The organism is Acetobacter sacchari (assembly GCF_017377715.1).
In the GTDB taxonomy this organism is placed as follows: domain Bacteria; phylum Pseudomonadota; class Alphaproteobacteria; order Acetobacterales; family Acetobacteraceae; genus Acetobacter; species Acetobacter sacchari.
The window spans coordinates 21,579-45,629 of the sequence record NZ_JAFVMF010000026.1; the positions used below are offsets into that span (position 1 = coordinate 21,579).

At 58.9% G+C, this 24,051-nt stretch carries 18 protein-coding genes; 12 read left to right on the forward strand and 6 right to left on the reverse strand.

Translation table 11 applies throughout. The annotated features are described in order from the left end of the window. Nucleotides 1–946: 946 nt before the first annotated feature. Complete coding sequence (gene ubiA / locus J2D73_RS17735; RefSeq protein ID WP_207883548.1) at nt 947–1,909, reverse strand: 4-hydroxybenzoate octaprenyltransferase; 963 nt, start codon at nt 1,907–1,909, stop codon at nt 947–949. A 137-nt stretch (nt 1,910–2,046) separates the two neighbouring features. Between ubiA and J2D73_RS17740 the strand changes: the two genes are divergently transcribed. From J2D73_RS17740 to J2D73_RS17755, 4 genes are all read left to right on the forward strand, one after another. Next, entirely contained in the window at nt 2,047–2,823 is a 777-nt protein-coding gene (locus J2D73_RS17740; RefSeq protein ID WP_207883520.1) for a 16S rRNA (uracil(1498)-N(3))-methyltransferase, read from the forward strand. 67 nt (nt 2,824–2,890) lie between these two features. Continuing rightward, a complete protein-coding gene (locus J2D73_RS17745; RefSeq protein WP_207883521.1) occupies nt 2,891–4,294 on the forward strand; it encodes a glutamate--cysteine ligase in 1,404 nt (467 codons plus the stop codon). Further along, nucleotides 4,294–6,273: a bifunctional 2',3'-cyclic-nucleotide 2'-phosphodiesterase/3'-nucleotidase gene (locus J2D73_RS17750; protein WP_207883523.1), complete on the forward strand. Its 1,980-nt coding sequence runs from the start codon at nt 4,294–4,296 to the stop codon at nt 6,271–6,273. Before J2D73_RS17745 ends, J2D73_RS17750 begins: the two co-directional genes overlap by 1 nt. A 64-nt stretch (nt 6,274–6,337) precedes the next feature. Further along, the gene (locus J2D73_RS17755) at nt 6,338–7,870 is read left to right on the forward strand and encodes a glycosyltransferase family 39 protein (RefSeq protein WP_207883525.1); all 1,533 of its coding nucleotides are present in this window, start codon (nt 6,338–6,340) and stop codon (nt 7,868–7,870) included. 175 nt (nt 7,871–8,045) lie between these two features. Here J2D73_RS17755 and J2D73_RS17760 read toward each other — a convergent pair whose 3' ends face one another. Continuing rightward, nucleotides 8,046–8,456 (reverse strand): putative quinol monooxygenase, encoded by a 411-nt coding sequence (locus J2D73_RS17760; protein ID WP_207883527.1) that lies wholly within the window; start codon nt 8,454–8,456, stop codon nt 8,046–8,048. Nucleotides 8,457–8,523: 67 nt separating this feature from the next. Continuing rightward, entirely contained in the window at nt 8,524–8,979 is a 456-nt protein-coding gene (locus J2D73_RS17765) for a cupin domain-containing protein (RefSeq protein WP_207883529.1), read from the reverse strand. Nucleotides 8,980–9,665: 686 nt separating this feature from the next. Here J2D73_RS17765 and J2D73_RS17770 point away from each other — a divergent pair. The 3 genes from J2D73_RS17770 (at nt 9,666) to J2D73_RS17780 (ending at nt 13,842) form a co-directional block, all read left to right on the forward strand. Further along, nucleotides 9,666–10,544, forward strand: coding sequence for a LysR family transcriptional regulator (locus J2D73_RS17770; RefSeq protein WP_207883531.1), 879 nt, complete (start codon nt 9,666–9,668; stop codon nt 10,542–10,544). 513 nt (nt 10,545–11,057) lie between these two features. Beyond that, nucleotides 11,058–12,212 (forward strand): 2-C-methyl-D-erythritol 2,4-cyclodiphosphate synthase, encoded by a 1,155-nt coding sequence (gene ispF, locus J2D73_RS17775; protein ID WP_207883550.1) that lies wholly within the window; start codon nt 11,058–11,060, stop codon nt 12,210–12,212. A 31-nt stretch (nt 12,213–12,243) separates the two neighbouring features. Continuing rightward, on the forward strand, nt 12,244–13,842 hold the full coding sequence (locus tag J2D73_RS17780; RefSeq protein ID WP_207883533.1) for a hypothetical protein: 1,599 nt from the start codon (nt 12,244–12,246) through the stop codon (nt 13,840–13,842). 34 nt (nt 13,843–13,876) lie between these two features. On the opposite strand, the gene J2D73_RS17785 is transcribed toward J2D73_RS17780, so the two are convergent. Both J2D73_RS17785 and J2D73_RS17790 read right to left on the reverse strand, forming a co-directional pair. After that, a complete protein-coding gene (locus J2D73_RS17785; RefSeq protein ID WP_207883535.1) occupies nt 13,877–14,383 on the reverse strand; it encodes a DUF3574 domain-containing protein in 507 nt (168 codons plus the stop codon). Beyond that, a complete protein-coding gene (locus J2D73_RS17790) occupies nt 14,380–15,276 on the reverse strand; it encodes an NUDIX hydrolase (protein WP_207883537.1) in 897 nt (298 codons plus the stop codon). Before J2D73_RS17790 ends, J2D73_RS17785 begins: the two co-directional genes overlap by 4 nt. Nucleotides 15,277–15,528: 252 nt before the next feature. Between J2D73_RS17790 and J2D73_RS17795 the strand changes: the two genes are divergently transcribed. The 5 genes from J2D73_RS17795 to J2D73_RS17815 all read left to right on the forward strand — a co-directional run bounded on the left by J2D73_RS17795 (nt 15,529) and on the right by J2D73_RS17815 (nt 21,906). Further along, nucleotides 15,529–17,427 carry an ABCB family ABC transporter ATP-binding protein/permease gene (locus J2D73_RS17795; protein WP_408736857.1) on the forward strand — a complete coding sequence of 633 codons (1,899 nt, stop codon included), beginning with the start codon at nt 15,529–15,531 and terminating at the stop codon, nt 17,425–17,427. A gap of 58 nt (nt 17,428–17,485) precedes the next feature. Further along, complete coding sequence (locus J2D73_RS17800; protein WP_026399102.1) at nt 17,486–17,770, forward strand: hypothetical protein; 285 nt, start codon at nt 17,486–17,488, stop codon at nt 17,768–17,770. A 179-nt stretch (nt 17,771–17,949) separates the two neighbouring features. Next, nucleotides 17,950–18,249: a 50S ribosomal protein L28 gene (gene rpmB, locus J2D73_RS17805; protein WP_026399101.1), complete on the forward strand. Its 300-nt coding sequence runs from the start codon at nt 17,950–17,952 to the stop codon at nt 18,247–18,249. Nucleotides 18,250–18,469: 220 nt separating this feature from the next. Further along, nucleotides 18,470–20,563: an elongation factor G gene (gene fusA / locus J2D73_RS17810; RefSeq protein WP_026399100.1), complete on the forward strand. Its 2,094-nt coding sequence runs from the start codon at nt 18,470–18,472 to the stop codon at nt 20,561–20,563. 284 nt (nt 20,564–20,847) lie between these two features. After that, nucleotides 20,848–21,906, forward strand: coding sequence for a sulfotransferase family protein (locus J2D73_RS17815; protein ID WP_207883539.1), 1,059 nt, complete (start codon nt 20,848–20,850; stop codon nt 21,904–21,906). A 33-nt stretch (nt 21,907–21,939) separates the two neighbouring features. Here the strand turns inward: J2D73_RS17815 and J2D73_RS17820 are convergent, their stop codons facing one another. Further along, entirely contained in the window at nt 21,940–22,932 is a 993-nt protein-coding gene (locus J2D73_RS17820; RefSeq protein WP_207883541.1) for a glycosyltransferase family 8 protein, read from the reverse strand. Nucleotides 22,933–24,051 lie beyond the last annotated feature (1,119 nt).

Sequence of the window (24,051 nt, forward strand, 5' to 3'; positions counted from 1 at the left end):
GCTAGCCAACTGATCGGGTGTCCGGTGGCGAGAGGCTCAAAGCCGGCACGTTCACGCTCAACGCTACATGATCTGAAGTTTGTTTCCCGTTGTAGCATTTGACATCGTCTGTGAATAAAACTGCGGCTTACTCCAAGAAATTTTGCGGCATTTATGATAGTCATTTTTTTATTATTTACTAGATGGTTCAGTTTTTCATCCAGTTCCGCGGACCAAGTCAGGGCTCGTGGCATGGATACTCTCTCTTCATTTAAATGATGGGCGAACAATCACTATTATTCCTAGCCCCAGAAGAAAACGAAGAGGCAAATTGACGGTTCTTTAACGGTATTGAATCTGTGGTGATATTAATGATGAAAAAAATATACTGAGTATATAAAAAAATACTATACATATATATAAATACTTTAAATCAATTTATTTTATTTTTATAAAAAATATTCATCTATATTATTATATTTTATATAAATAATGAACTTAAGTTTCTTTTTTAGAATTATAATTTTTTTTGTATAATAAAAATCTTTTTTGTTTTTCTATATGGAAAGTTTGTTTTGCCACAGTGTGTTTGCTTGTGACGTTTGATTGCGATTCGCGTGCTACGTCTGACTACCGCCGGCGCCGGTCCAGAGGGGAAACTGCGGTCGCATTGGAGAATTTATGACGCCAGATTATCACGGCTCTTTGGTATGTATTTCGTTAAAATTCCTGTTAATACACTGTTATATAATCGTCTTCCGCGTCGGCACATCTGTGGCGCGTGGCCGCCAGCCCAGTGCGCCTGTAAAACGGCTGCAGCGTGAACGCCGCTGCGATTTTCTGGCGCCTCACATGCTGGGACCAACAATGGCGTTTTGACGCCGATTCACACGTTTCTGGCGAAATTATGACTCAGGTTATGCCATCTGGTATCCGGAACTGCGTCAGGTCGGTGCGAGACGTGTGCTCAGAGCAGGCGGCCAGCCAGAAACGCTGCCGCGATTCCAAGGCCAATGGCGCGGTTAGCCTTGAATTGCGCGAGGCAGAGAGACGGATTCGTTGTGTCGATGCGCGACGCCTGCAAAAGCATCGCCCCGATGCAGATCATGATTGCTGGAAAGAAGCCCCAGCCGATATGCGCCAGGCTGCCAGACACAATCAGAGACAGTCCGGCAAGCCCATAACACGCCCCGACAAAACTGCGCGCCCGCCCGGCCATCAGGCGGGACGTCGACTTCACGCCAATCCGTGCGTCGTCCTCCATATCTTGAAATCCGTAGATCGTGTCGAACCCAAGTTGCCAGAAAACGGTCGCTGCATAGAGGGCCGCCTGTGCAAAATCAATTTTGTCGGCGGCGGCGGCGTATCCTAACGGCGCCCCGAATCCGAAGGTGAAGCCCATGACCAGTTGTGGCCACCAGGTGAAGCGTTTGGCTAGCGGATAAAGGCCGACAAGAACCAGCGACGCCGCCCCCAAAGCCTGTGAGAGCGGGTTCAATTGCAGGAGAATCATCAGACCGATGAACAAAAGACCGGCCAGAAACATGACAGCGTGACGCATGCGCAGCAGGCCGGAGGCGAGGGGGCGCCCCGCCGTCCGGCTGACCTGCCGGTCGATGTCGCGGTCCCACATGTCGTTCACGACGCACCCGGCCGAGCGCATTACGACGCTGCCGACGCCGAACAGGATCAGGAGGCGCAGGCGCTCGAGAGGCTGGATCGGTCCGTTGTCAGCCGTCGCGGGCAGCAGAATCCCCCACACGCCGGGGAGAAACAACAACCATGTGCCGATGGGCCGGTCCAGCCGAGCCAGCAGCGCGTATGGACGAACCGCGGCCGGCAGGCGTGAGATCCAGCCTGTCAGGCGTATGTCAGTGTGGGGGGGAGTTTGGACCGGCGCCACGACGTCTCCTTGGAGCAAGAGGCGCATCGCCCTTCCCGACAGGTCGAGAAGCTTGACCAGCGCGCCGATCCCGCTGAAATCGCGCCGATTGATGCGGTCACGTGCGGCGACGGTCAATGGCCGTCGCGAAGTACGTAACTGCGAACCGTATTGGATAGAGCGTCATGTCGAGCGCCCACACCCTTCCGCGCCTGTACGTCGCGTCGGATAAACTGGACGCCGCGTCCGCCGGAGCGACCTGCGCGATGGAGCCGGGGCAGGCTCGTTATCTGGGGGCGGTGATGCGGCGCGGCGACGGCGACGTCGCGCGGATATTCAACGCGCGGATCGGCGAATGGCGCGCAACGATTTCCGGCCTGCGTAAGGAACGTGGCTCCTTTGTGTTGCAGGAGCAGCTTCGTCCTGCGCCGCTCGATGGAGAGCCGGGCTGCGTGATGGCGTTCGCCCTGCTCAAGCGCGACGCCACGGATCTGGCCATCCGCATGGGCGCCGAGCTGGGCGTCGCGCGGTTCGCGCCGCTGATCACCGAGCGCACCGTCGGACAGCGGGTGAACGAGGAGCGGCTCGCGGCCATCGCGATCGAAGCGGCAGAGCAATGTGAACGGTTGACGGTCCCGGTGATCGACGCTCCGGTACGTCTGTCCGATTTTTTGGGCGCCTGGCCTGCCGAAAAAACTTTGTTCGCTGCGGTGGAGAGGCTCGACGCCCGGGCCGGTTCCGCCAGCTTGGAGCGTGCGCGGCCGTCCCGTCCGTTCTCCGGAGCGAGGTCGGGCGACGGGGTTCTCATAGGGCCAGAAGGCGGATTCAGCGACGGGGAACTTGACGTGGTGCTTGCCCGCCCCTTTGTTACGGCTCTAACACTGGGTGAGAGAGTGCTGCGCGCCGATACGGCGGTGGCTGCGGCGGCAGCGCTGTTCGACGCCAGTCTCGGAAACGCATGAACGGAGTGGCGAGTCCGCTGCGCCGTTAGTCCTGATTTCATTTTCCACGGAAAGCTCGCGCCCAACAATGTCGAATCCCTCCGATCAGGACGCCCGCGCCATTTCGTCCATCGAGGACCTCGTGGAGGTTCTGGCGTCAGGCTCGAAACCCAAAGACGCCTGGCGCATCGGGACTGAGCACGAAAAATTCGGCTTTGTTCGCCCGGAAGCGGCGACTGCCGACCGCGCGGCCTTTTCTGCGCCTCCCTATGCGCCGACAGGGATTGAGGCGCTGCTGGAGGCTGTTCACGCCCAGGGCGGCTGGTCGCCGATCCTCGACCGAGGGGCCGTAATCGGCCTCAAGGGTGAAGGGAAAGAAAAGGGAGGCGCGATCTCGCTAGAGCCCGCCGGGCAATTCGAGCTTTCCGGGGCGCCGCTAGCCAATCTGCATGAGACCAAGGCTGAATTCGAACGCCACTTCACGAATCTACGGGGGCCGGCTCGCGATCTGGGGCTGGGTTTCGCTTCGCTGGGTTTTCATCCGTTGGCATCGCGCGACGAGCTGCCTTGGATGCCCAAAAGCCGATATGCGATCATGCGAGGCTATATGCCCAAGGTCGGGGCCCTTGGCCTGGACATGATGCAGCGCACCTGCACGGTGCAGGTGAATCTTGATTTTGCGTCCGAAACCGACATGGCGCGCAAGATGAAGGTCTCGCTGGCGCTGCAGCCCGTCGCCACGGCGGCCTTTGCAAACTCACCGTTTTTCGAGGGACGCCCCAATGGGTTCCTCTCGAATCGCGCCCGAATCTGGACTGACACGGACAATGCGCGCGCTGGTATGCCGGAGGCCTGCTTCGCGCCGGATTTCGGGTTCGAGGATTATGTCCAGTGGGCGCTGGATGTACCGATGTATTTTATCGTTCGCGACGGCGCGATTCTCGACGTGTCCGGCAGGTCGTTCCGTGCGTGGCTGGCCGGAGAGCGTCAGGACGGCGTAGACGGGCTGACGCCGACGATCGGTGACTTCGAGGATCATCTGACAACGGTCTTCCCGGACGTGCGTCTCAAGCGCTTCCTGGAAATGCGCGGCGCGGACGCCGGTTCGCCGGAGATGATGCTCGCCCAGTCCGCCCTGTGGGTCGGGCTGCTTTATGATGACGCCGCGCTCGCCGCTGCCGAAGCGCTGGTGGGCGAACACGACTGGACGGTCTATCGCGACTTGCGGGCGGCGGTTCCCGCGCAGGCGCTCCATGCGCCGCTCGGAACAGGAACGGCCCGAGACGTGCTTGCGCGCATGGTGGCGATCGCCGCCGACGGTCTGCGCGCGCGCGGTCTTCGTGACGAGCAGGGGCGCGACGAGAGCGTGTATCTGGCGCCGCTCGAATCGCTGGCGGCTGGCGGTCCGACGCAGGCGGAGCATTGGCTGGAGCGCTATTCCGGTCCGTGGGCGGGCGACGTGTCACGTATTCTTCTCGAAGGCGAGGTCTGATGCCGCGCCCGGTTCCGCGGCGGACGCTTATCGCCGGGAGCGCCGCAGCGGCCATGATGCCCGTCTCCGCGCTCGCGGCCGGGCATTCGCAACAGGCCGCCGGATCGGATCCGGGTGGGCACGGTGCGTCGCCGGTCCTCAAGCTGCGCCTGCTGGAGACCTCGGATCTCCATATGTACATCGACGCCTATGATTATTATCGCAGCCGCGTCGACGACAATGTCGGCCTTGCCCGTGTGGCGACGCTGACGCGGGCCGCTCGGGCGGAAGTCGCCAACGCGATGCTGTTCGACAATGGCGACATCATTCAGGGCAACCCGCTGGGCGATTATGTCGCCCAACCCGGCCACCTCGACCCGGCGCAGGGACATCCAATCTTCCGGGCCATGAATCACCTTGGCTATGACGCCGCGACTCTGGGCAACCATGAATTCAACTACGGCCTGCCGTTCCTCGAAGCGTCAATAAAGGGCGCCCGGTTCCCGTTCGTCTGTGCGAACGTCGAACATGTGGATGGCTCGCCGTTCATTCCGCGATTCACGGTTTTGGACCGCACGTTCACGGACGAAGCCGGAGTGGCGCATACGCTGAAGATCGGCGTCATAGGCTTTACGCCTCCGCAGATCATGGTCTGGGACGCGTTGCGTCTGAACGGGAAGCTTCGGGCGCAGGATATCGTCGACTCCGCACGGCGTTACATCCCTGAGTTGCGGGCGCGTTGCGACCTGCTGGTGGTTCTGTGCCACTCGGGAATTTCCGCCGAACCGCGTGTCGGCGGGGACGAGAACGCAGCGCTGTATGTCGCGGGCGTGCCCGGCGTCGACGTTATTTTCACTGGTCACGCTCATCGGGTCTTTCCCGGGCCGGATTATAGCGGCCTGAAAGGCGTTGACGCCGTGGCGGGGACGCTGGCTGGGAAGCCGGCGATCATGCCCGGCTTCTGGGGGAGCCACCTGGGCGTTGTCGATCTCGTGCTGAAACGCAGCGCCGATGGGTGGCGCGTCGATTCGTTTCACACGGAGGTGCGGCCGATCTCCCAACGACGCGACGGGAAGGTCATACCGCTCACACAAGACGACATGGCGATCTGCGAAGTCGTCGAGCCGGAACACAAGGCTACGATCGCGTGGATGGCCAAGCCAGTCGGAATGACCGCAGTCCCCATCGACACCTATTTCGCGTTCGTTGGGCCTGATCCGTCCATCTCGCTCGTGAACGAGGCGCAACTCTGGTACACGCGCCCGCTCCTCGCAGGCACCGAAGCGGCAAAGCTTCCGCTGCTCTCCGCCGCCGCCCCCTTCAGCGCGGGCGGCATGGGCTCCGGCGCCTTCGTCGATATCCCGACGGGGCCACTGACGATGAAGGACATCGCCAGTATCTACGTCTTTGCGAACACGATCAGCGTCGTGCGCTGCACCGGCGCAGAGGTGCGTGAATGGCTGGAGCGTTCGGCGATCGCGTTCAACACGATAACGGCTGGCGAAAAGGCGCCTCAAGCGCTGTTGGCGGCGGACCGGCAGACATATAATTTCGACGTGATCGCCGGGCTGACATACGAGATCGATGTCACGCGCCCCCCCCGATATGATCAGTCCGGGGAAGTAATCAACGCGACGAGCCACAGAATTAACGACCTCCGCTATGCAGGGCGGCCGGTCAGGGCCGATGACGTTTTCGTCGTGGTGACAAATAACTATCGCGCTGGCGGCGGCGGCAGTTTCCCTGGCACGGGGCAGAAAAAAATCGTCCTCAATGCGCCTGACGGCAACCGCGACGCGGTCTTGCGCTTCGTCGCGGACAGGAAACGCGTCGATCCTCCTTCCGCCCCGGTCTGGCGTTTCGCCAAACCTGCGGCGCCGACAATCGTCACAGTGGATTTGCCGACTTCAGCCGAAGCGCTGGCGTCTTCTCGACCGGACCTGCGTCGCCTGAGCGGCGCGCCGGGCGGCCTGATACGCTACGGCCTTACGCTCGCATGACGACGAGCGGACGCTCCGAAAGAGGCGTCCGCGCATCCTGGCGTCTGCCGGCTCGGCTGGATTCGTGACGCAGGCTCCCGCAGCAGCCTCTGGGATAGTCCGCCGCGACGACAGATGGATTGTCTACGGGCTGCCCGTGCTCGTGCTCATCACGCGTCTCATCGTGAATCCTCATTATGGCTTCTTCCGAGACGAGTTGTATTTCATCGTCTGCGGCCGCCGAATCGCTGCCGGCTATGTCGATCAGCCCGTCCTGGTCCCGTTTCTCGCTGCGGCGTCGCAGGCGTTTGGTGTCTCGCTCGTAGCGCTTCGCGCTATCCCGGCGGTATTCGCCGCCGTGACGGTCTGGGCCGCCATTGTCTTGTCCGGGGAGATGGGAGCCGGCCGGTGGGGACAAGCCATGGCGGCGGCAAGTGTGGCGCTGGCACCCGTGCTGTCAGCGTTTGGGACGACGCTTAGCCCTGACACCGTCCAGATGGCGTTGTGGACTCTGGCGACTCTCCTTGTATCGCGGGCGCTCGCCGGGCGTCCTCGATACTGGCTTGCGGCGGGGGTGACGTTCGGCGTGGCGATGGAGGCCAAGGACAGCGCCCTGTTCATGGCGCTCGCGGCGCCCGCCGCGTTGATTCTTGCGGGACGAGGCCGCGCGCTCGCCTCTCGATGGTTTCTCGGCGGCGTCGCGCTCGCGATCCTGATCGCCCTGCCAAACGCGTTGTGGCAATGGCGTCACGATTGGCCGATGCTGGAACTGCTTCGGAATGGTCGTGCGGCGAAGAACGTGTTGCTCACGCCATTGGCGTTCATCGGGCAGCAGGTGCAGCAGGCGAATCCTGTCGCCGCGCCGATCCTGGTCGCAGGTTTATGCTGGTGTTTGTTGAACAGGGAGCAACGCTGGATCGGCATCGCCTATCTGCTGCTTCTCGCGACGATGATCGCGCTCCACGGCAAGGCGTATTATCTCGCTCCCATTGATGCGACGATGTTCGCGGCGGGAGGCGTTGCGTTCGAGTGCGCGCTGCGCCGTCATGTGGCGTTACGGGCGGCGGTGCTGGCTTGTGTTCTGGTCAGCGGTTTCGTTTTGCTGCCGCTGACTGCGCCGGTGCTGTCAGAAGCGCGGCTTCTGGCGTATCGCGGGTGGCTACAGGCGCACGGCGTCCACTTTTCGGAGGCGGAGAGAGGGCGTGCGGCGCCGCTCGGCGCAGAGTATGCGGATATGCATGGATGGCGGGAACTGGCCGGACAGATCGCGGATATTCGGCGTACGATACCTTCTGTTCCGGTGACGGCCGCAGTGTTCGCCAGCGATTACGGTCTGGCTTCCGCTATATTAGTTTTGAGTCCAGATGGTTTTGTTCCAGACGTCATCAGCGGGCACAACGCCTATTGGATATGGGGACCGGGCGAGGCTTCCTTAGATGCGATAATTGATGTTGGAGGAATGCTTGCGGCGCGGGGGGAATGCGGATCCGTCGAAGTTCTGGGGAGACTTCACGGGCGTTACGCCCTGCCCGCGTACGATGGAGCGCCGATCCTGTTATGTCGGGATATGAAGGCGTCGTGGGTGAAGTTGTGGCCGCTGTTGAAGCGCTTTTGGTGAAGCGCCTACGACCGACGCGATCGGCGCTCGCGTTGTTGATCATGCGAACAGGCTGAGTCGGAGAGATCATCCTGTGATTCGACGCATATCAAATGGAGCCATGCCCCTGCATGTGTGCGCAGTAGGCGCGGAACCATAACCAAATAACAAATCATGTTTTATGTTAAGGAATTTTTCAATTTGTTGATTTATCATCAATCAGATGGAAATCACTGCCTTCTATAACGGTTCGTTTAATCTGAAGTCGTTTGAGATTTTCGATAAATTTTTTAAAATGTTCTGTATTCATATGCTCTTTGCTCGATAATTGATCCTTGTAGGTCTCTATGACCGTAAGCGAAAAGGGGGTTGCAGGCGCGGCAAAGAACGAAAATCCCAGAATGCCGTGCTCCTTGCTTGAGGCGTCCGCATTTTCTCGGCAAGCGTCGAGAAATGGATTAAATGACTCGGCTGTGGCGAAATATTGCACTACTTTGTAATATCTGGGCAATTGCTCACGATCCTTCGATGAAGCGGACGGAGTCCGGAGGAGGAAAAGGAAAGATAGACCGAATAGAGAAGCAATGCTTCGGCGGCGTATGATCATCTCTATTCATCCTTTCTTCCGGACGTCACTTTAAATATGTTATTACAGAATGTATAAACTAATTAGCTCAATATTCAGGTTTTTCGCCTTTCGCCGAAACGGATGTGGGAGTGCCCGGCGTTGCTGCATAAGTAATCAGCAGCACAGTTGGCTCATCCCCGGATTCGCCTCTATGCACGTCATCCACTGACTCGGCAAAGGCTTCTCCGGCATGAAATGTATGCGAATCGCCGCTTGCGCGATCATGCAGGGTCAAAGTGCCAGAGAGCACGTATCCGGCGTTAGGAAATGGGTGGCTGTGCCAGGGAAGGACGGTATGAGGCGCAATCGTAAGGCGAATAGTGACCAGTTCAGCAGGACCCGCCGTAAAATGCGTGTAAGGCTTCCCGTTCCATGATTTTGTAGCCTCGAGCAGAATCTCTCTCTTGCCTGTTTGCACGGTGTCGGCGTTGGCGTCGAACGCGAATGCTGCGGCGGACAGGGAGAAGGCAAGTCCGAACGCTATTGCTGGAATCTTACTCATAACGGTATCCTTTCGGAAAAAACTATAGACGTTGAGGTTAAGTATGCTTTTGAACCACTCGACCTGACTACAGCGGCGACATATGCTCGCTATTGATTATTGGGTGTGGCGCGTGGGCAGCCATTGTTCACAATGAAACGATTTTCTCGCAGTTGGTTGATCCGCGTCAGTGCGTATATGTATAAAGATAACGGTGAACATTAACTTTGACGTCTTTAGTCCTGAGACTTCTTAACAACGGTGAAATTTTGTCGACGCAGAGGTGAACGACGAATTTTTAACCGTACAACCCATTTAGTCTGGAATCATTCATTCGCTACATATTCGCGTTAAGGAAAGTAAAGGCGTGAAAACCCACACACGCAGCGTTCCGATGTGGATTGTATTCATAAATACAAATAATCAAATAAACCACTATGCGTGCGATGATGTGTAAGTATATTATATTATAATATAATATAATATAATATAATATAATATAATTTAATATAATTTGTATGTTTTCCTGCGTTTGCTCCTCTGCTTTGTGTTGTGCGTGGTGTGAGTTGATACGCTATCGGTATGCAATATTCTTACGCGACGATGTCGTCTTCAATCCAGTAGCGAAATGCATACAAATCATTCACTGGTGCATGGAATGGAATTAGGATTGGCTGCGTCTGTCCGGCCGTTTGAGGGGGATTTTGATGAGCGTACATGACCTGTGTTGGGATGACCTGAAGCTGTTTTCCACAATTGCCCAGGACCGAACGCTAGGCGCGGCGGCAGCCAGTCTGGGCATCAGTCAACCGACGGCGGGTCGGCGACTGGCGGTCCTGCAAAAGAAAATGGGCGTTCCGCTCGTGCAGCGCGTCGGCCGCGGTTATGCGTTGACTGAGGATGGAAGGAACGTCCTGAGATACGTAGACGAAATGTCCAAACAGGCGCGTATACTCGAGAAGTCATATGGCTGTGGGCCTCAGGCCGTAGTGGGTTCCGTCCGGATTGTTGCGCCGGACTGGTTTATCTCTCACGTAGTGATAGATCGGCTGTTCAATAAAAAATCTCCGCAAGAATTTAACGACCTCGAACTATCCAGTGATATATCTCAAGGTGAGATAGATAGTTGCCAGACGACAATATTGATTAGGCATGAGCCATTCGAAGAGGTCCATGTTCTACAGAAGGGATTGGTTTCCGTTCGATACGGCGTATATGCGTCACAGAGTTTTGCAGTCGAGGGCAAAAACTCCATATTTGAGTCTGGAGACATGCCCGTGATCGGCATGACTTTTGAACACGCTGCTCCAACTTGTTTCGGTTTGGCTCGTGAATTTCTTCCGGAAAATCCTATTTCTCTGCGATTCGATACAACGGAAATGCAGGCGCTTGCATGCGGTAGAGGACTGGGTTTGTGCATTTTGCCAAAAATCGTGGCCGAAAGAATGAATCTTCTGCATGTTGATGGAATATTGATACCAAATCAAAAATTGTGGATTGGCTATCATAGGGATTTGAAGAATTTAAAGAGATTGCGAAATGTAGTGGATGCAGTCAGTTCAATTGTTTCGCGCTCGGTGTTATAGTAATGCGTTTATTTTATATGATATTTATTCTGCAATAATCTATATGTTTAATTAATTATCGTCGCGAACGAAGTTCGAATGATTTAGCGAGAATGGAAGGCGTGCCGTGAGAGTGCGCTCGCAGCGTCAGTGCGGTAGTAAACGATCGCTCAGGTTGCCGGTCGGACCGTCGCTACGGTGTTGGGCAAGGCGCTGGTGACGAAGAAGGTGAGGTGCTTAGGACACTCCGGTTGGGTGAGGTTATTTCGGAGCGAGGCGTCGCCCCGCGAAAACTACGCCTGAACTTTAATCTCGACGGATCGGTTGGTCGCCTCAATTGCCGATTTCTCAGCCTGGCGTAGACAAACCTGACGTCCATGCGGCGGTGATGGCCGTATGCTCGAACTTCCGCGATCAGCTTGGTCGCTCTCGTTCTCGCCGGAACAACCGCGAACCCTATTATACTGTGGGAACGCCCGCCCGGATCGCGCAATGCTTGACGGAAAGCTCATCCCGCCGCATTGCTCCGCCATCATGCGTGTCGCCGCCATACTCCTCGCCGCCGGGTCCGGAAGCCGCTATGCGGCGGCCACAGGATCCACCACCGCCAAGCAGTTTGTGACGCTTGCCGGTCGCCCTGTCATTCGCCATGCCGCAGAGGCGCTGGCGCCCCATGTGTCGTTGCTTCAGCCGGTAGGCGATCCGCTCATGCTGGCGGAAGCGCTGAAAGGGTTGGACGCGTTGCCGCCCGTCGTCGGCGGGCAGGAGCGTCAGGACAGTGTCCGTGCAGGATTGGAGGCGCTGGACGCTTTGCCCGAAGGCGAACGCCCGGACCTCGTGCTGGTGCACGACGGCGCGCGTCCCTACGTCCCGGCGCGGCTTGTCGAGGCGGTCATCGCGGCCCTCGGCGAACACCCCGGCGCCATTCCGGCGGTGCCCGTCGCCGATACGCTGAAGCGTGGGAAAGGTGGCGTTATCGACGCCACCGTGTCGCGCGATAATCTGTTCCGCGCCCAGACGCCGCAGGGATTCCGTTTTCCCCTGCTGCGCGACCTGCACCGTTCGGCGCAGGCGGCGACGGCGACGGACGACGCGCTGCTGCTGGAGGGCGCGGGGTTCAGCGTGGCGCTGACGCCCGGTTCCGAAGACAATATCAAGCTGACTTATGAGGAGGATCTGGTGCGCCTGGAACGCCTGATCGGCCCGGCCCTGCTGCCGCGCACCGGCTTCGGCTACGACGTTCACGCATTCGCGGAGAACCGTCCCCTGATCATCTGTGGCATTGACGTGCCGCATACGCGCGGCCTCGCCGGGCACTCTGACGCCGATGTCGGCATCCACGCTTTGTGCGACGCCATTTACGGGGCACTGGCTGAAGGCGATATCGGGCGGCACTTTCCGCCGAGCGACAACGAATGGAAGGACGCTGACAGCGCGCGCTTCCTCGTCCATGCGGGCGAACTGATTCGTAAAAAGGGCGGCATGCTGATCAACGCGGACGTCACGCTGATCTGCGAACGCCCGAAGATCGGCCCGCACGCCACTGCGATGCGCGAGCGTCTGGCCTCGCTGTTGCAGGTCGATATCGACCGGATTTCCGTGAAAGCGACCACGTCCGAACGCCTTGGCTTCACAGGCCGCGAGGAAGGCATCGCCTGCGCCGCGAGCGCCACCGTTCTGGTTCCCTGATAGGGATGAGCGTCGGCGGAACCACGTCTCAATGCGCGTGGTGACGGCCGAACGCTCCATCGTCCGCCGCTGTTTCACGCCAGCGCTCTGGGCTGCAGCAGCTCTCGTTTATGCTGCGATCGCTCTTCACGCGTCGTCGCTGTGGCCCAAGACCTCGGATCAGACTGGCTATTTTCTTGCGGGCGTCGAGGCCGCTTCTGGCGATTGGCGTCTGCACGGGTGGCGTCTGACAGCGCCTGATTTCTGGACGTCGGACATCGCCCTGACGGCAGTTCTATCGGGTATCTGGCGTTGCGTCGGGCGCCCTGCCGCAAGCCCTCTGCTCCTGATGTTGCAGCCCGCCATACTGTGGACGGCTGTGGTCGCTTCGGCGTTGTGGCTCGCTCTCCGCCGCCTACCGCAGGGGCGGGCGCGATTCGGCGGTGGGCTGCTGCTCGCAGCGTTGCTGGCCGTGCCGCTGATGCGGAGCGAAACGGCTTACTTTATCACGCTTTCCGCTATCCATATCGGCACAATTCTCTACGCGATATGGGCGTTTCACTGCATCGACGTCTTCATGGCGCGCCCGTCAGGCAAGCGTCTCGCGGCGATCGGGGGACTGCTCTTTCTGGGTGTCCTTGGCGATCCGCTGATGCAGGTCGTGGGGGTCGCGCCCGCTTTGCTCTGGTCCTGGCTCGGAGCCGGGTCACAAAAGAGCAGGACGCGCGTCGCGGTCGTGACTGTTACGGCGGCGGTGTTGGCCCCGGCGATCCTCGCGCTCAATGCCGAGACCGGCGGCTTCATGGCGGATCGCCTGGCGCCTCGTTTCGCAGACTGGAACGACATTGCAGCCAATATAGGCGTAACCGCGCACTGCGTGCTTCTCGCTTTCGGGGCTGATCCGTTCGGGCGGGTGGTTACGAACGTGGCTCCGGAATTGACCAGATTACTGCTGCTGGCCGGATGCGTGTGGTGGGTGTGCGTGGGCCGTCTTCGGGTCGAACCAATCGGTCGTGGCGCCGCCAGCGTCGTTTCTGGTCGGACGGACGAGTCCGAAGCCGCGGGGCCTTTCCTGCCACTGCTCCTGCTCGCCAGCGCGCTGGATCTTTTGAGTCTGGTCTTCAGCGACCGGCTGGCGGTCGAACAACGCTCCATAGCCGCCGTCCGGTATCTCTTTCCTCTCTGGCTGAACATGAGCGTGGTGGCGGCCCTGCTGTGCGCCCGCGCCAGACTGCCGGTTCTTTTGGCCGCGCTGGCCTTCGTGGCGACGGCGGCATCCGACATTGGCGCGCTATCGCGGCGTTCGACGGGCGTCCTGTCCAGCGAGGACAACGCATTGCTGGCGACGCTGCTGCGACGTGAACCGCCGCTGGGCGTCGGCACTTGGTGGTCGTCCCTCAATCTGGAGGTCGCGTCTCTGGGACGTGTCGTCGTGTTGCCGGGAATTCGGGATCCTGAAGGGCGAATCCAGCCTTTTCAGCATATTCATCGGACGTTTTCATTCGACGCGCTGCGCGGGGAGGCGTTCTTCGTGCTCGTTCCGCTTCCCGCCGAGACATATGACGAAGCGGATGTGGTGCGCAGCTTTGGTCAGCCCGAGACGCGCTACCGGATCGGGCGTTTCATAGTTCTCCACTACCCGGCGCGCTAACGCCGGACGGGAGATCCAAGACGGGACCTGCGCGTCAGAACGACGAGCAGTTCCTGACCACGGTCATGCCGACGGATTGCTGCTGAAATAGCGCCCGGTAACGAGTCCGGATCGCGTCCAGCCGTGCGCGTAGGTCCGGTGCGTCTGGAGAAACGATCCAGACAAGTCGAGACGGTTCGGAGCCGATGTGGTTGGTTTCGCGATCGCGCCACTGCCCGTAGCCGCTCTGAACGGTCAGCCCGTCCGGGAAGCGCGGCGTGATTTCGGCTGCGAGAAAGTCGCGCCATTGCGCGTCCGTGATGACGCCGCCCCGCGGGCGGGTCATGCCGAACATGAGCGTGATCTGCAGACCCGGTTCGGCGCCAAGTCGTGCGCAGACGCCGGAAAGAGACGCCTGTGCGTCGACGTTGGACGTCGCCGTCGCCGGGGTTGGCGTCGTGATATCTGTCGCCGGGGGCTGGGCGCCTTGTGGTGGAGCGTTTTTGCACCCTGCGAACGCCAAAAGCACGGTTATGACAGCGATCCGGTGCGGGGCGATCATGTTGCGGCGCCTTCGTCGTCGAACACAGGGCCGTTCAACCCGGCGCGCAGGACCCGTCCTTCCGTCGATTCAGGGTCGATCATCCCGAAGCGCAAAAACAGATCGATCAGCACCAGATTGACGTTGAACTTGAACTCGTCCGTATCGCGGACAAGCACGAATACCTCCGAAAGAGGCAGAAGGAGAAATTCCTCGACCTCTCCGTCGGCCGGGCGCGGCACGAACGTCTCCGGCAAAAGAAGATCGTAACAATGCAGCGCGTCGCGCCGCAGCCCCTCGGGACGATCCATCGCGTAGCGGATCACGCCCACGCCCCGGGCCTGCCGCGTCACATCCGGCGGCAGGCTCGCCTCTTCCTCGGCCTCCTTGAGAAGCGCCTCGTCCGGCGTGTATCCGGCGGGCACGCCACCGGCCACGAGGTGGTCGAGCTTTGCGGGGTCGAGGCGCTTGTCGCGGGCGCGCCGTCCCACCCAGAGGTGCAAGCCGTCCGAACGCTGCACGAGGCCGTTCATATGCACGCCGGTCGCAAAGAACCCGAACAGGGGGAGGGCGCCCCGATCGATTCGCCCCAGCGCCGGGCCGCCGGGCGTCGCCCGCACGTCGAACAGTTCATCATGTGGCCGGTACAACTCCAGTGCAGCGAGGCGTCGCCCGAGCGCCTCAAGCCCGGAGGCGTCGGGGAGGGCGAATCCGTCGCCGGTGTTCAGCCCCTCTTTACGCAACGCTGCGGCGACCGTCGGCTCAACCCACCCCGCCACGTGTCCTCCGAGACGAAAAGGATGCCTCTCGACGTCAGGTCGCCGCGCGTTGCACGCGCGAATATGGCGCATGAAGCCATCGTCCGGGTCGGCTGTAGCGTCACTTAAGGGGGAGGTGAGGGGAAAGGGCGTCATGAGGACTGTTCCGCGCCTGCGCCGGGCGTTTACGGAGAGATGGGAGGCGGCGGCGTCAGCCTTCCATGGCGGCCCTGAGCATCGGTCATGCGCTGTATCCTGATCCGCGCATGACCGATGCTCAGGCCTTTACGCTCCGATACAACCCGGCGGCGCGTGTCAGTCAAGCCGGTGCGAGATGATACGATTGCGTGCCGATTCCTGGGGCGCCGGGCCTTGTAAAACAGGAGGAACGGGCCACATCCAGACCCGATGAGCCCCTCTTTACGCATGTCGGCGGCGCCTGCCGCCCCGACGCCCGCCCGCCCCGTGAGCCCCACCGGCGTAACCCTCGCCCGCCTTCTCCCCTATCTCTGGCCGCGTAACGACCCTTCGTTGAAGCTGCGCGTGGTCGGCGTGCTGGCGCTTCTCGTTCTGGCCAAGGTGGCGGCCGTTTTCGTTCCGTACGTATACAGCGCCGTCGTCGACCGGCTGTCGCATCCCGGGTCGGTCGCGGCGACGCCGATAGCCGTGATCGTCGGCTATGGCCTCGTTCGTCTGGCGTCGTCGGCGTTCAACGAACTGCGTGACGCCCTGTTCGCGCCAGTGCGCTTTCGCGTCGCGCGTGATGCGGCGTTGCGGAGCTTCGAGCACATGCACCGGCTTTCGTTGCGCTTCCATCTGGATCGGCGAACCGGCGGCGTCACCCGCGCCATCGAACGCGGGACGGAGGCCGTAGAGACGCTTTTGCGGACGGCGCTGGTGATCGCTCCGACGCTTCTTGAGGCGTTGATGGTGATCGGGCTGATCTGGGGGATGTTCGACTGGCGCTACGCGGCGCTGATCTTTCTCGCCGTCGTCGCCTACGTGGCGTTCACCTTCGGCTTCACCGGCTGGCGCATCGGCATTCGCCGACGGATGAACGACATCAACAGCGAGGCCACGGGCAAGGCGCTGGACAGTCTGCTGAACTACGAGACCGTGAAGTATTTCGGCAACGAAACGCACGAGGCGACGCGTTACGGCGACGCCCAGACCCGCTACGCGCGCGCGGCGCTGCACACCCAGTATTCTCTTGGAATGCTCAATTTCGGACAGGCGGCGATCATCGGCGTCGCCATGACCCTCGCGATGCTGCTGGCCGGGGCGGACGTCTCGCAGGGGCGCATCACTGTGGGGCAGTTCGTGCTGGTCAACACGTATCTGCTTCAGCTCTATGCACCGCTGAATTTTCTGGGCTCGATCTATTCTTCGATCCGTACGTCGCTCGTGGATCTGGAACATATGTTCGGTCTTCTGGAAGAGACGGTGGAGGTTGACGATCCGCCGAATCCGTCCCCGATCGCGGCGCGCCTGCGGGATGCTCCGCCGGCCTCCGTGACGTTCGAGGACGTGCGGTTCGGATATCGGCCTGATCGGGAAATCCTGCATGGCGTCAGCTTTTCGGCCCCGCCGGGATCATTCATCGCTATTGTAGGGCCGACGGGGGCGGGGAAATCGACCATCAGCCGCCTGCTGTTCCGTTTTTACGACGTGTCGTCGGGGCACGTGCGCGTCGATGGGCGGGACGTGCGGGACTATAACCAGAGCGATCTACGCGCGGCCATTGGCGTCGTGCCGCAGGATACGGTCCTGTTCAACGACACAATTGGCTACAACATCGCTTACGGGCGTCTTGGCGCCACCAGCGATGAGATCGAACATGCGGCCCGTCTGGCGCAGATTCATGATTTCATTGTTTCGCTTCCCGATGGCTACGAGACGCGTGTCGGAGAGCGCGGGTTGAAGCTGTCCGGCGGCGAGAAGCAGCGCGTGGCTATCGCACGCACGATTCTTAAGGATCCGCGTCTGCTGATTCTCGATGAAGCGACCAGCGCGCTGGATACTCATACGGAACGCGAAATCCAGGCGGCCCTGCGCGCAGTCGCGGCCGAGCGCACGACGGTTGTGATCGCTCACCGTCTATCCACAATCGTCGATGCGGACGAAATTCTGGTTCTTGGCGACGGTCGGGTGCAGGAGAGGGGCCGTCACGCGGAACTGATGAGCCATAATGGCCTCTACGCCGCTATGTGGGCGGCGCAGGACGGCGCTCAGGAAGAAACGCAGGACGAGGCGGATGCGGCGGGCGGCAGCGTCATGCCGGGCGAACCCTCGGTCGTGTTGTCCTGACGGGGCCTGACAGTGTAACTCCCGGCGGAGTAAGCCCGGCCGGGCGACAGGAGACGATATGACGGACAACGCTCAGGCGCCCGAAGGCGGCGCGCAGCAGGTCGAGGTTTCGGAAGAACTGACCAAGTGCGCGATGGTGATCGAACATGCGATCGAGCATCTGCTGGAAGAAAATCATGCGCCGCTGGCCGTCGCGTCGGCGCTGCTTGGCGGCTCGCTCGGCCTGCTCGCCCGTACGATGGACAAGGACACGATCCTGAAGATTCTCGACAGCGCGGTGCAGAGCGTCCGGTCGGGCGAATTGCAGGACGCCGAGCACGCCCGTCGAGGCCACGACTCCTGAGTTTGAGTTCACTCGTGTGGTCCAGTGTCGCCACACGGGTGATTTTCGTCACGCTGCGGACGTTGAAGGCCACACTTCGCTTGACTGTGCGGGGTACCTCCGTCATAAGCCGCGCCTGATCCTGATGACGATAAGCCGGGCGTCGCCTCGGCCTGAATTCTTGACCGAGGATGATTTCTATGTCCCGCCGTTGTGAGATTACCGGCAAGGGCGTGCTGACCGGCAACAATGTCAGCCACGCCAACAACAAAAGCCGTCGCCGCTTCCTGCCGAACCTGCAGGACGTGTCCGTCCTGTCCGACGTGCTCGGCGCGCCGGTTTCGATGCGCGTGACCACGCGCGGCCTGCGCACCATCGAGCACAATGGCGGCCTCGACGCCTTCCTGCTCGGCACGCCGAATCGTGACCTGACCACGGAAGCGCAGGTGATCAAGCGCCGCATTCAGCGCGCGCAGATCAAGAAGCAGGCCAGCGCCTGAGGCAGGAGGCGCGACTTCGGTCGCGCCAGACCTGCTTGAACGTCCTGCATTGACGGGACGTCTTACTCTTGTGGCCCGACTGAGGCCGCTTCTCCATGACGGCTAACGCTGCGGGGATGCGGAGGCGGCGGGCGGGGGCGCGCGGAGCAGGTCTCCTGTCGCGCCCCATCTGTATTATCGGCCCAGTCTATCGGCTCAGCCCGTTTCCCGGAGAAGTGCCTTGTCCGCCAAGTCCGAACTCTCGAAGATCCGCAACATCGGGATCACCGCGCACATCGACGCGGGCAAGACCACCACGACCGAACGAATCCTGTATTACACGGGCGTCTCGCACAAGATCGGTGAGGTCCACGAGGGCAACACCACCACCGACTACATGGCGCAGGAGCGTGAGCGCGGCATCACGATCACGTCCGCCGCCGTGACGTGCGAGTGGAAAGATCACCGCATCAACATCATCGACACCCCGGGCCACATTGACTTCAACATCGAAGTGAATCGCTCGCTGCGCGTGCTCGACGGCGCGATCTTCATCATTGAAGGCGTCGCCGGCGTTCAGCCGCAGTCCGAGACCAACTGGCGTCTGGCTGATCGCTATAACGTCCCCCGCATCATCTTCATCAACAAGCTCGACCGCACAGGCGCTGACTTCTACCGCGCGTTCGACACGTTGAAAGAGAAGCTGGACATCGTTGCTATCCCGCTTCAGCTGCCGATCGGCGCGGAAGAGAACTTCCTCGGCGTCGTCGATCTGGTCGAGATGAAGGCGATCATCTGGGAAGGCGGCGAGCTCGGCGCGAAATTCCATGACGAAGAAATCCCGGCCGACCTGAAGGAGAAGGCTGAGGAGGCTCGGCAGAACCTGCTCGACACCGCTCTGGCGGTCGATACCGAAGCGATGGAAGAGTACTTCGAAAAGGGTGAAGTCTCGGTCGAAACACTGAAGAAGTGCATCAAGAAGGGTGCGATCTCCGGTGAATTCCGCCCGGTCCTCTGCGGCACGGCGTTCAAGAACAAGGGCGTTCAGCCCCTGCTCGACGCGGTTATCGATTACCTGCCGGCGCCTGACGACGTCGAAGGCATTCGCTGCGCGCCGCCGGAAGACGCGGACGACGATCTCGACGAAAAGAAGCTGCCGATCATTCCGGTCGACCCGAACGGCAAGTTTGCGGGCCTCGCGTTCAAGATCATCAACGACAAATACGGCACACTGACGTTCGTCCGCGTGTATCGCGGCGTGCTGAAGACCGGCGACACCGTTCTGAACACGACGAAGGGCCACAAGGAGCGTATCGGCCGCATCTATCAGATGCATGCTGACAAGCGCGAAGAGCTCTCTGAAGTGCACGCAGGCGACATCGCGGCCTTCGTCGGCCTGAAAGACTCGCAGACGGGTGATACGCTCGCTGACGCTGCTGATCCGGTGGTTCTGGAGCGTATGTCCTTCCCGATCCCGGTTATCGACCTTTCCGTCGAGCCGAAGACGAAGGACGGCGTCGAGAAGATGACACTGGCCCTGCAGAAGCTGGCTGGCGAGGATCCTTCGCTACGTCTGAAGACGGATCAGGAAACCGGCCAGACCATTCTTTCCGGCATGGGCGAGCTGCATCTCGACATCATCATTGATCGTCTGCGTCGCGAATACGGCGTGGACGCCAATGTCGGCGCGCCGCAGGTCGCCTATCGCGAGACGATCTCGCGCCCGCATATCGAGACCTACACGCACAAGAAGCAGTCGGGTGGTTCTGGTCAGTTCGCCGAAGTGAAGATCGAGTTCGCTCCGCAGGACCGGAACGAAGGCATCGCCTTCGAGAACAAGGTCGTCGGTGGAACGGTTCCGAAGGAATACATCCCGGCGGTCGAAAAAGGCATCCGCATGCAGTCGAGCAGCGGCGTTCTCGCCGGCTTCCCGACCGTGGACTTCAAGTTCACACTGCTTGACGGCAAGTACCATGACGTCGACTCGTCGGCTCTGGCCTTCGAAATCGCCGCCAAGGCCTGCTTCCGCGAGGGCATGAAGAACGCCGGTCCGGTGATCCTCGAGCCGATCATGGACGTCGAAATCACGACCCCGAATGATCACGTCGGTGACGTGGTGGGCGACCTCAACCGTCGTCGCGGTATGATCCAGAATCAGGAAACGGCCGGTTCGACCGTTATGGTCCGTGCTCAGGTGCCGTTGAAGGAAATGTTCGGCTACATTTCGCACCTGCGTTCGATGACGAAGGGCCGCGCATCCTTCACGATGCAGTTCCATCACTATGATCCGGTGCCGCGTAACGTTGCGGAAGAGATCGTGGCGAAGTCGGCCTGATCCAACAGGTGCGATGACGTTGAAAAGCCGACCCTCAGGGGTCGGCTTTTTTTATGTGGATTACGTGCTTTGCTTCCAGTGGTTAGAGTGACTGCGGTCATTCCGTAGAGGCTCGACGGCCGTTTTCGACCGGAATTTTTGGACTTGACAGGAGCCGTCATCGCCCGCCTAGGCAGCAAGACTAGCCCCGAAGGAAATCGCTGCTGATGGTGCTATCTCGTTTTTTGTCGGGTTAAGCGTCGTCATCCACGTTGCGGCGGAAAAATGCGTGCATTAGCGTGAATATGATGAATGATTCAGGTCTCGATAACGACAGCTTGGGCGGCGACGTAATTTCTTCTCGTCGAACGACAGAGGAAAGCGCCATTCGTGAAGCGTGGCTGCACTTGCTTGGACGCCAACCTTCGGAGAGCGAGATAGCTTCGGAACTGAGGCTTGGCTCTGCAGGCGTAACGACCAGGTGTCAGCGCCTGGCGTTATCGGAGGAAGGGCTGGCTCGCGTAAGGCATTTTCGTTTTTTGAATGGCGAAGTCTATGACACGGTTCTAAGCGGAAACAGACTCGCGTTCGTGCATATAGAAAAATGCGGCGGCACGACGCTGCATGAAATGTTGACGACTCAGTTTCCTGCAAACCGTATCTGCCCGGAGCGATTTGATGGCCTGGGAAGCTGGACGATTAACGAATTATCGCGTTTTGACTTGTTTTCTGGTCATTTTGATGCGGCATATTGTCGCTCGATTCCGGGAACCGTTCGGCTCATCACTGTGCTGCGTGATCCGCGTGAAAGATTGCTGTCGGTTTACAGATTCTGGCGCGCACACAAGCCGTCACCCGAGGTTGATTCTCATCCACTGATTTCGCTGACCCGTAAAATGTCTGCGGAGGAGTTCTTCAACGACCCTCTGGTTGATCGATGTGCAGGCATACGGGACGCTATCGTGGGGCAATTGATTCGTGAAGGCGAGAAAGGTGAGATCGGGGCGGGCCATATTCTTCGCACGGACCCCGGCCAGGCGCTGAAAAAAGCTTGGAAAACGCTTAAAGGCATGGCTGCGTTCGGGCTCGTCGAGCGCATGGAGGATACGCGCCACGTGTTGAACGACGCGCTTGGTCTGCAAATGCCTCGGGTCGCGCCGAAACAGGTTTTGACCGACTTGGTCACTAATAGGGAAAGTTTCGTCGTTCGTGAGGAGGAACCTGTGACCGCAGGGCTTATGGCGCGGCTGGACGCGCTGACGGCGGTTGACAGGGCGCTTTACGTCAAAGCGCGGCGTCTGTTCGATATGCGCGTGAGGATGATGCGCCTTAAGCGGTTGGCGACAGGCGTAGGTGGTGGCTGATTGAAGGCGGAATTCTCTTCTGGGAGTTTTGCGTCAGACTGCGAATTGGGTGTCGTGCAGATAGCGGCGGATTCGTCTGCGCCTTAGCGGCACGCGCCAAGGTGTGATGAGGCGCAGAAGCCTCCACGCTCGCTCTCCATCCCGATCAGTACGTTCCATATGCTCTGCGTCCGGCATGAAGGGGAAATCTTTCAGCATGGGATGGGCTCGTAATATGGCTGCGTAAGATTCTTTGAAGCGTCCCCGCCATGGGCGCGAGTCCGCGAACCATGGTTTTTGCGCCCCCGTGAAATGGATCACCGCAGGCGAGATCATGTCTTCGGCCTCGCACTCGGCATAGGTTGAAACGTAGTTATAGCGGGGGGAGAGGGCGAGGCGGTGGCCAACTGAGATTGCGTTCAGTGCGCTCTGGTCATGAAAGCGGCAGCGGTCCGAATGTTGCAGGAAATATCTCAGCGCCCTGTCGCTCATTGAGATCCAGGTGTCTCTGGTTGCGGAGAGCACGCCTGAATTAAAATAGTCTCGAGGATCCTTGATCCCGATGCTTTGGAGATACTCGCGGGTTGTTCTGGCGCTGGTGTCGTTTTCGGGAATTTTGACATAGGGACGGTCCGTTGCGCCGAGGATCAAGCCCTCGGGGACGTCGAAGCTTATAAGGTCAAGGATCGGGCCGACGATCTGGATATCGCCGTCAAAATAGGTCAGATGCTTGTAACGTTCCGGGATATTTTGACCTACCGTGAGGCGGGCAAGGGCGCTCGGCGGTACGTGCGTTTTGCGGAACACAGCGTCGTCCGGCATTGAGTAACGCGATGGGGAACTTGTCTGGAAGATTATCGGCCGGTCACGGAACTCTCGCCGTATTTTGTCTGCTTCCAGCTCAGAAAACCCAATCAGAAACACGAAAATGTCGGCAATCGCACGAACATCTGGCTGATCGAGAATCTGTGTTGCTGCGACGAGGGTAGGGACAAGAAACCCACGATCGGTCGTAAAAAAAATCGCACGGTCTTTGTCACAGCTCAAAACATACCCCCTTCGTAACGGCGGACGTGGCAATGCATGAAAGGCAGGCAGCCGCCATCGTGGCGCACAACGTAAGAAACTGCAGGCGACTTACCCGTTGCGGGAGAAACCGTATAGCGGACGGATTCACGCTCAAAGATATAGCGGCCCGGGACGCTGTGATATTGTAACATTCATATTTTTGAGACTCAACGACATGAACCGCAGTCGTGTGTCAAAATTTGATAAATATTTGGAACATACGATGAACCTCGTGCGCAAAGTCAAAAAGGGTATAGATTGGAAAATGTGTCTAAAATTTGAATTAATTACATTTTTTTTGTCTTATTTTTGAAGTATCGAATTTATTCGAAATTTTATAATTATCACAAATATAAACGATACTGTTTTGTATTTTAATTCGTATTATCTACATAAAAATTGTAATTTTAATGTAAAATATATAATTTGAAAGACATGTAATTTATATATTTCCATGTTGCGATCTGAATATTGTTTTATTTATTATGGTTTTGTTTCGCGATTACCAACGCATCAAAGATCAATGGCGATGACGAGTGGTCACTGGACGATCGTGGAGAAAGCTGATTTCGGTTTTCTGCGCTGTGTGTATTTGCTGAAAAAGAAAGAATTGAGACTTCGGGCAGGGCGGGCGCTCTCGGAAGGGTATACGCTGGGCAACTTTCGTTGGGTTGTCTGCGGGATGGTGAGTGTAACCTGACGTTGCTCCCGTCATCCACCGCGTCGGCGCAAAAACATCATATTCAAAGTTCTTGAACGATAGTTCAGCTTCGGTGAAGGAGTGTAGTCGCCGCACATCGATATAGTGTGCTTCGGGGAAGCAAGTGTCGCGCAAATAACATTAAATTCTGTGGTTCGTTCGGTCACTCTCGTGACGGATAGATATTTATTGCATGTCACGCTATTGTCGGACAGAGAAATATCCGCCGAATTTTTCAATCGATTCAGGTCGCGGTAGGCGCTTTTGCGGGAGTCAAAAACGCGCCAGATAATATTGGCGCGGATGTAAGTCGGATCACAATAAGACGATATCTTCTTTGCTTTCTAAGAGCCTGTTTGGAAAATCACGGGTGAGCATTTCTGCGCATGAGATTGGCG

What these genes read in the sequence shown, in the direction of transcription:
- ubiA (WP_207883548.1), bottom strand. Translation starts at nt 1,909, where the DNA reads ATGCGCCTCTTGCTCCAAGGAGACGTCGTGGCGCCGGTCCAAACTCCC.
- J2D73_RS17740 (WP_207883520.1), top strand. Translation starts at nt 2,047, where the DNA reads ATGTCGAGCGCCCACACCCTTCCGCGCCTGTACGTCGCGTCGGATAAA.
- J2D73_RS17745 (WP_207883521.1), top strand. Translation starts at nt 2,891, where the DNA reads ATGTCGAATCCCTCCGATCAGGACGCCCGCGCCATTTCGTCCATCGAG.
- J2D73_RS17750 (WP_207883523.1), top strand. Translation starts at nt 4,294, where the DNA reads ATGCCGCGCCCGGTTCCGCGGCGGACGCTTATCGCCGGGAGCGCCGCA.
- J2D73_RS17760 (WP_207883527.1), bottom strand. Translation starts at nt 8,456, where the DNA reads ATGATCATACGCCGCCGAAGCATTGCTTCTCTATTCGGTCTATCTTTC.
- J2D73_RS17765 (WP_207883529.1), bottom strand. Translation starts at nt 8,979, where the DNA reads ATGAGTAAGATTCCAGCAATAGCGTTCGGACTTGCCTTCTCCCTGTCC.
- J2D73_RS17770 (WP_207883531.1), top strand. Translation starts at nt 9,666, where the DNA reads ATGAGCGTACATGACCTGTGTTGGGATGACCTGAAGCTGTTTTCCACA.
- ispF (WP_207883550.1), top strand. Translation starts at nt 11,058, where the DNA reads ATGCGTGTCGCCGCCATACTCCTCGCCGCCGGGTCCGGAAGCCGCTAT.
- J2D73_RS17780 (WP_207883533.1), top strand. Translation starts at nt 12,244, where the DNA reads ATGCGCGTGGTGACGGCCGAACGCTCCATCGTCCGCCGCTGTTTCACG.
- J2D73_RS17785 (WP_207883535.1), bottom strand. Translation starts at nt 14,383, where the DNA reads ATGATCGCCCCGCACCGGATCGCTGTCATAACCGTGCTTTTGGCGTTC.
- J2D73_RS17790 (WP_207883537.1), bottom strand. Translation starts at nt 15,276, where the DNA reads ATGACGCCCTTTCCCCTCACCTCCCCCTTAAGTGACGCTACAGCCGAC.
- J2D73_RS17795 (WP_408736857.1), top strand. Translation starts at nt 15,529, where the DNA reads ATGAGCCCCTCTTTACGCATGTCGGCGGCGCCTGCCGCCCCGACGCCC.
- J2D73_RS17800 (WP_026399102.1), top strand. Translation starts at nt 17,486, where the DNA reads ATGACGGACAACGCTCAGGCGCCCGAAGGCGGCGCGCAGCAGGTCGAG.
- rpmB (WP_026399101.1), top strand. Translation starts at nt 17,950, where the DNA reads ATGTCCCGCCGTTGTGAGATTACCGGCAAGGGCGTGCTGACCGGCAAC.
- J2D73_RS17815 (WP_207883539.1), top strand. Translation starts at nt 20,848, where the DNA reads ATGATGAATGATTCAGGTCTCGATAACGACAGCTTGGGCGGCGACGTA.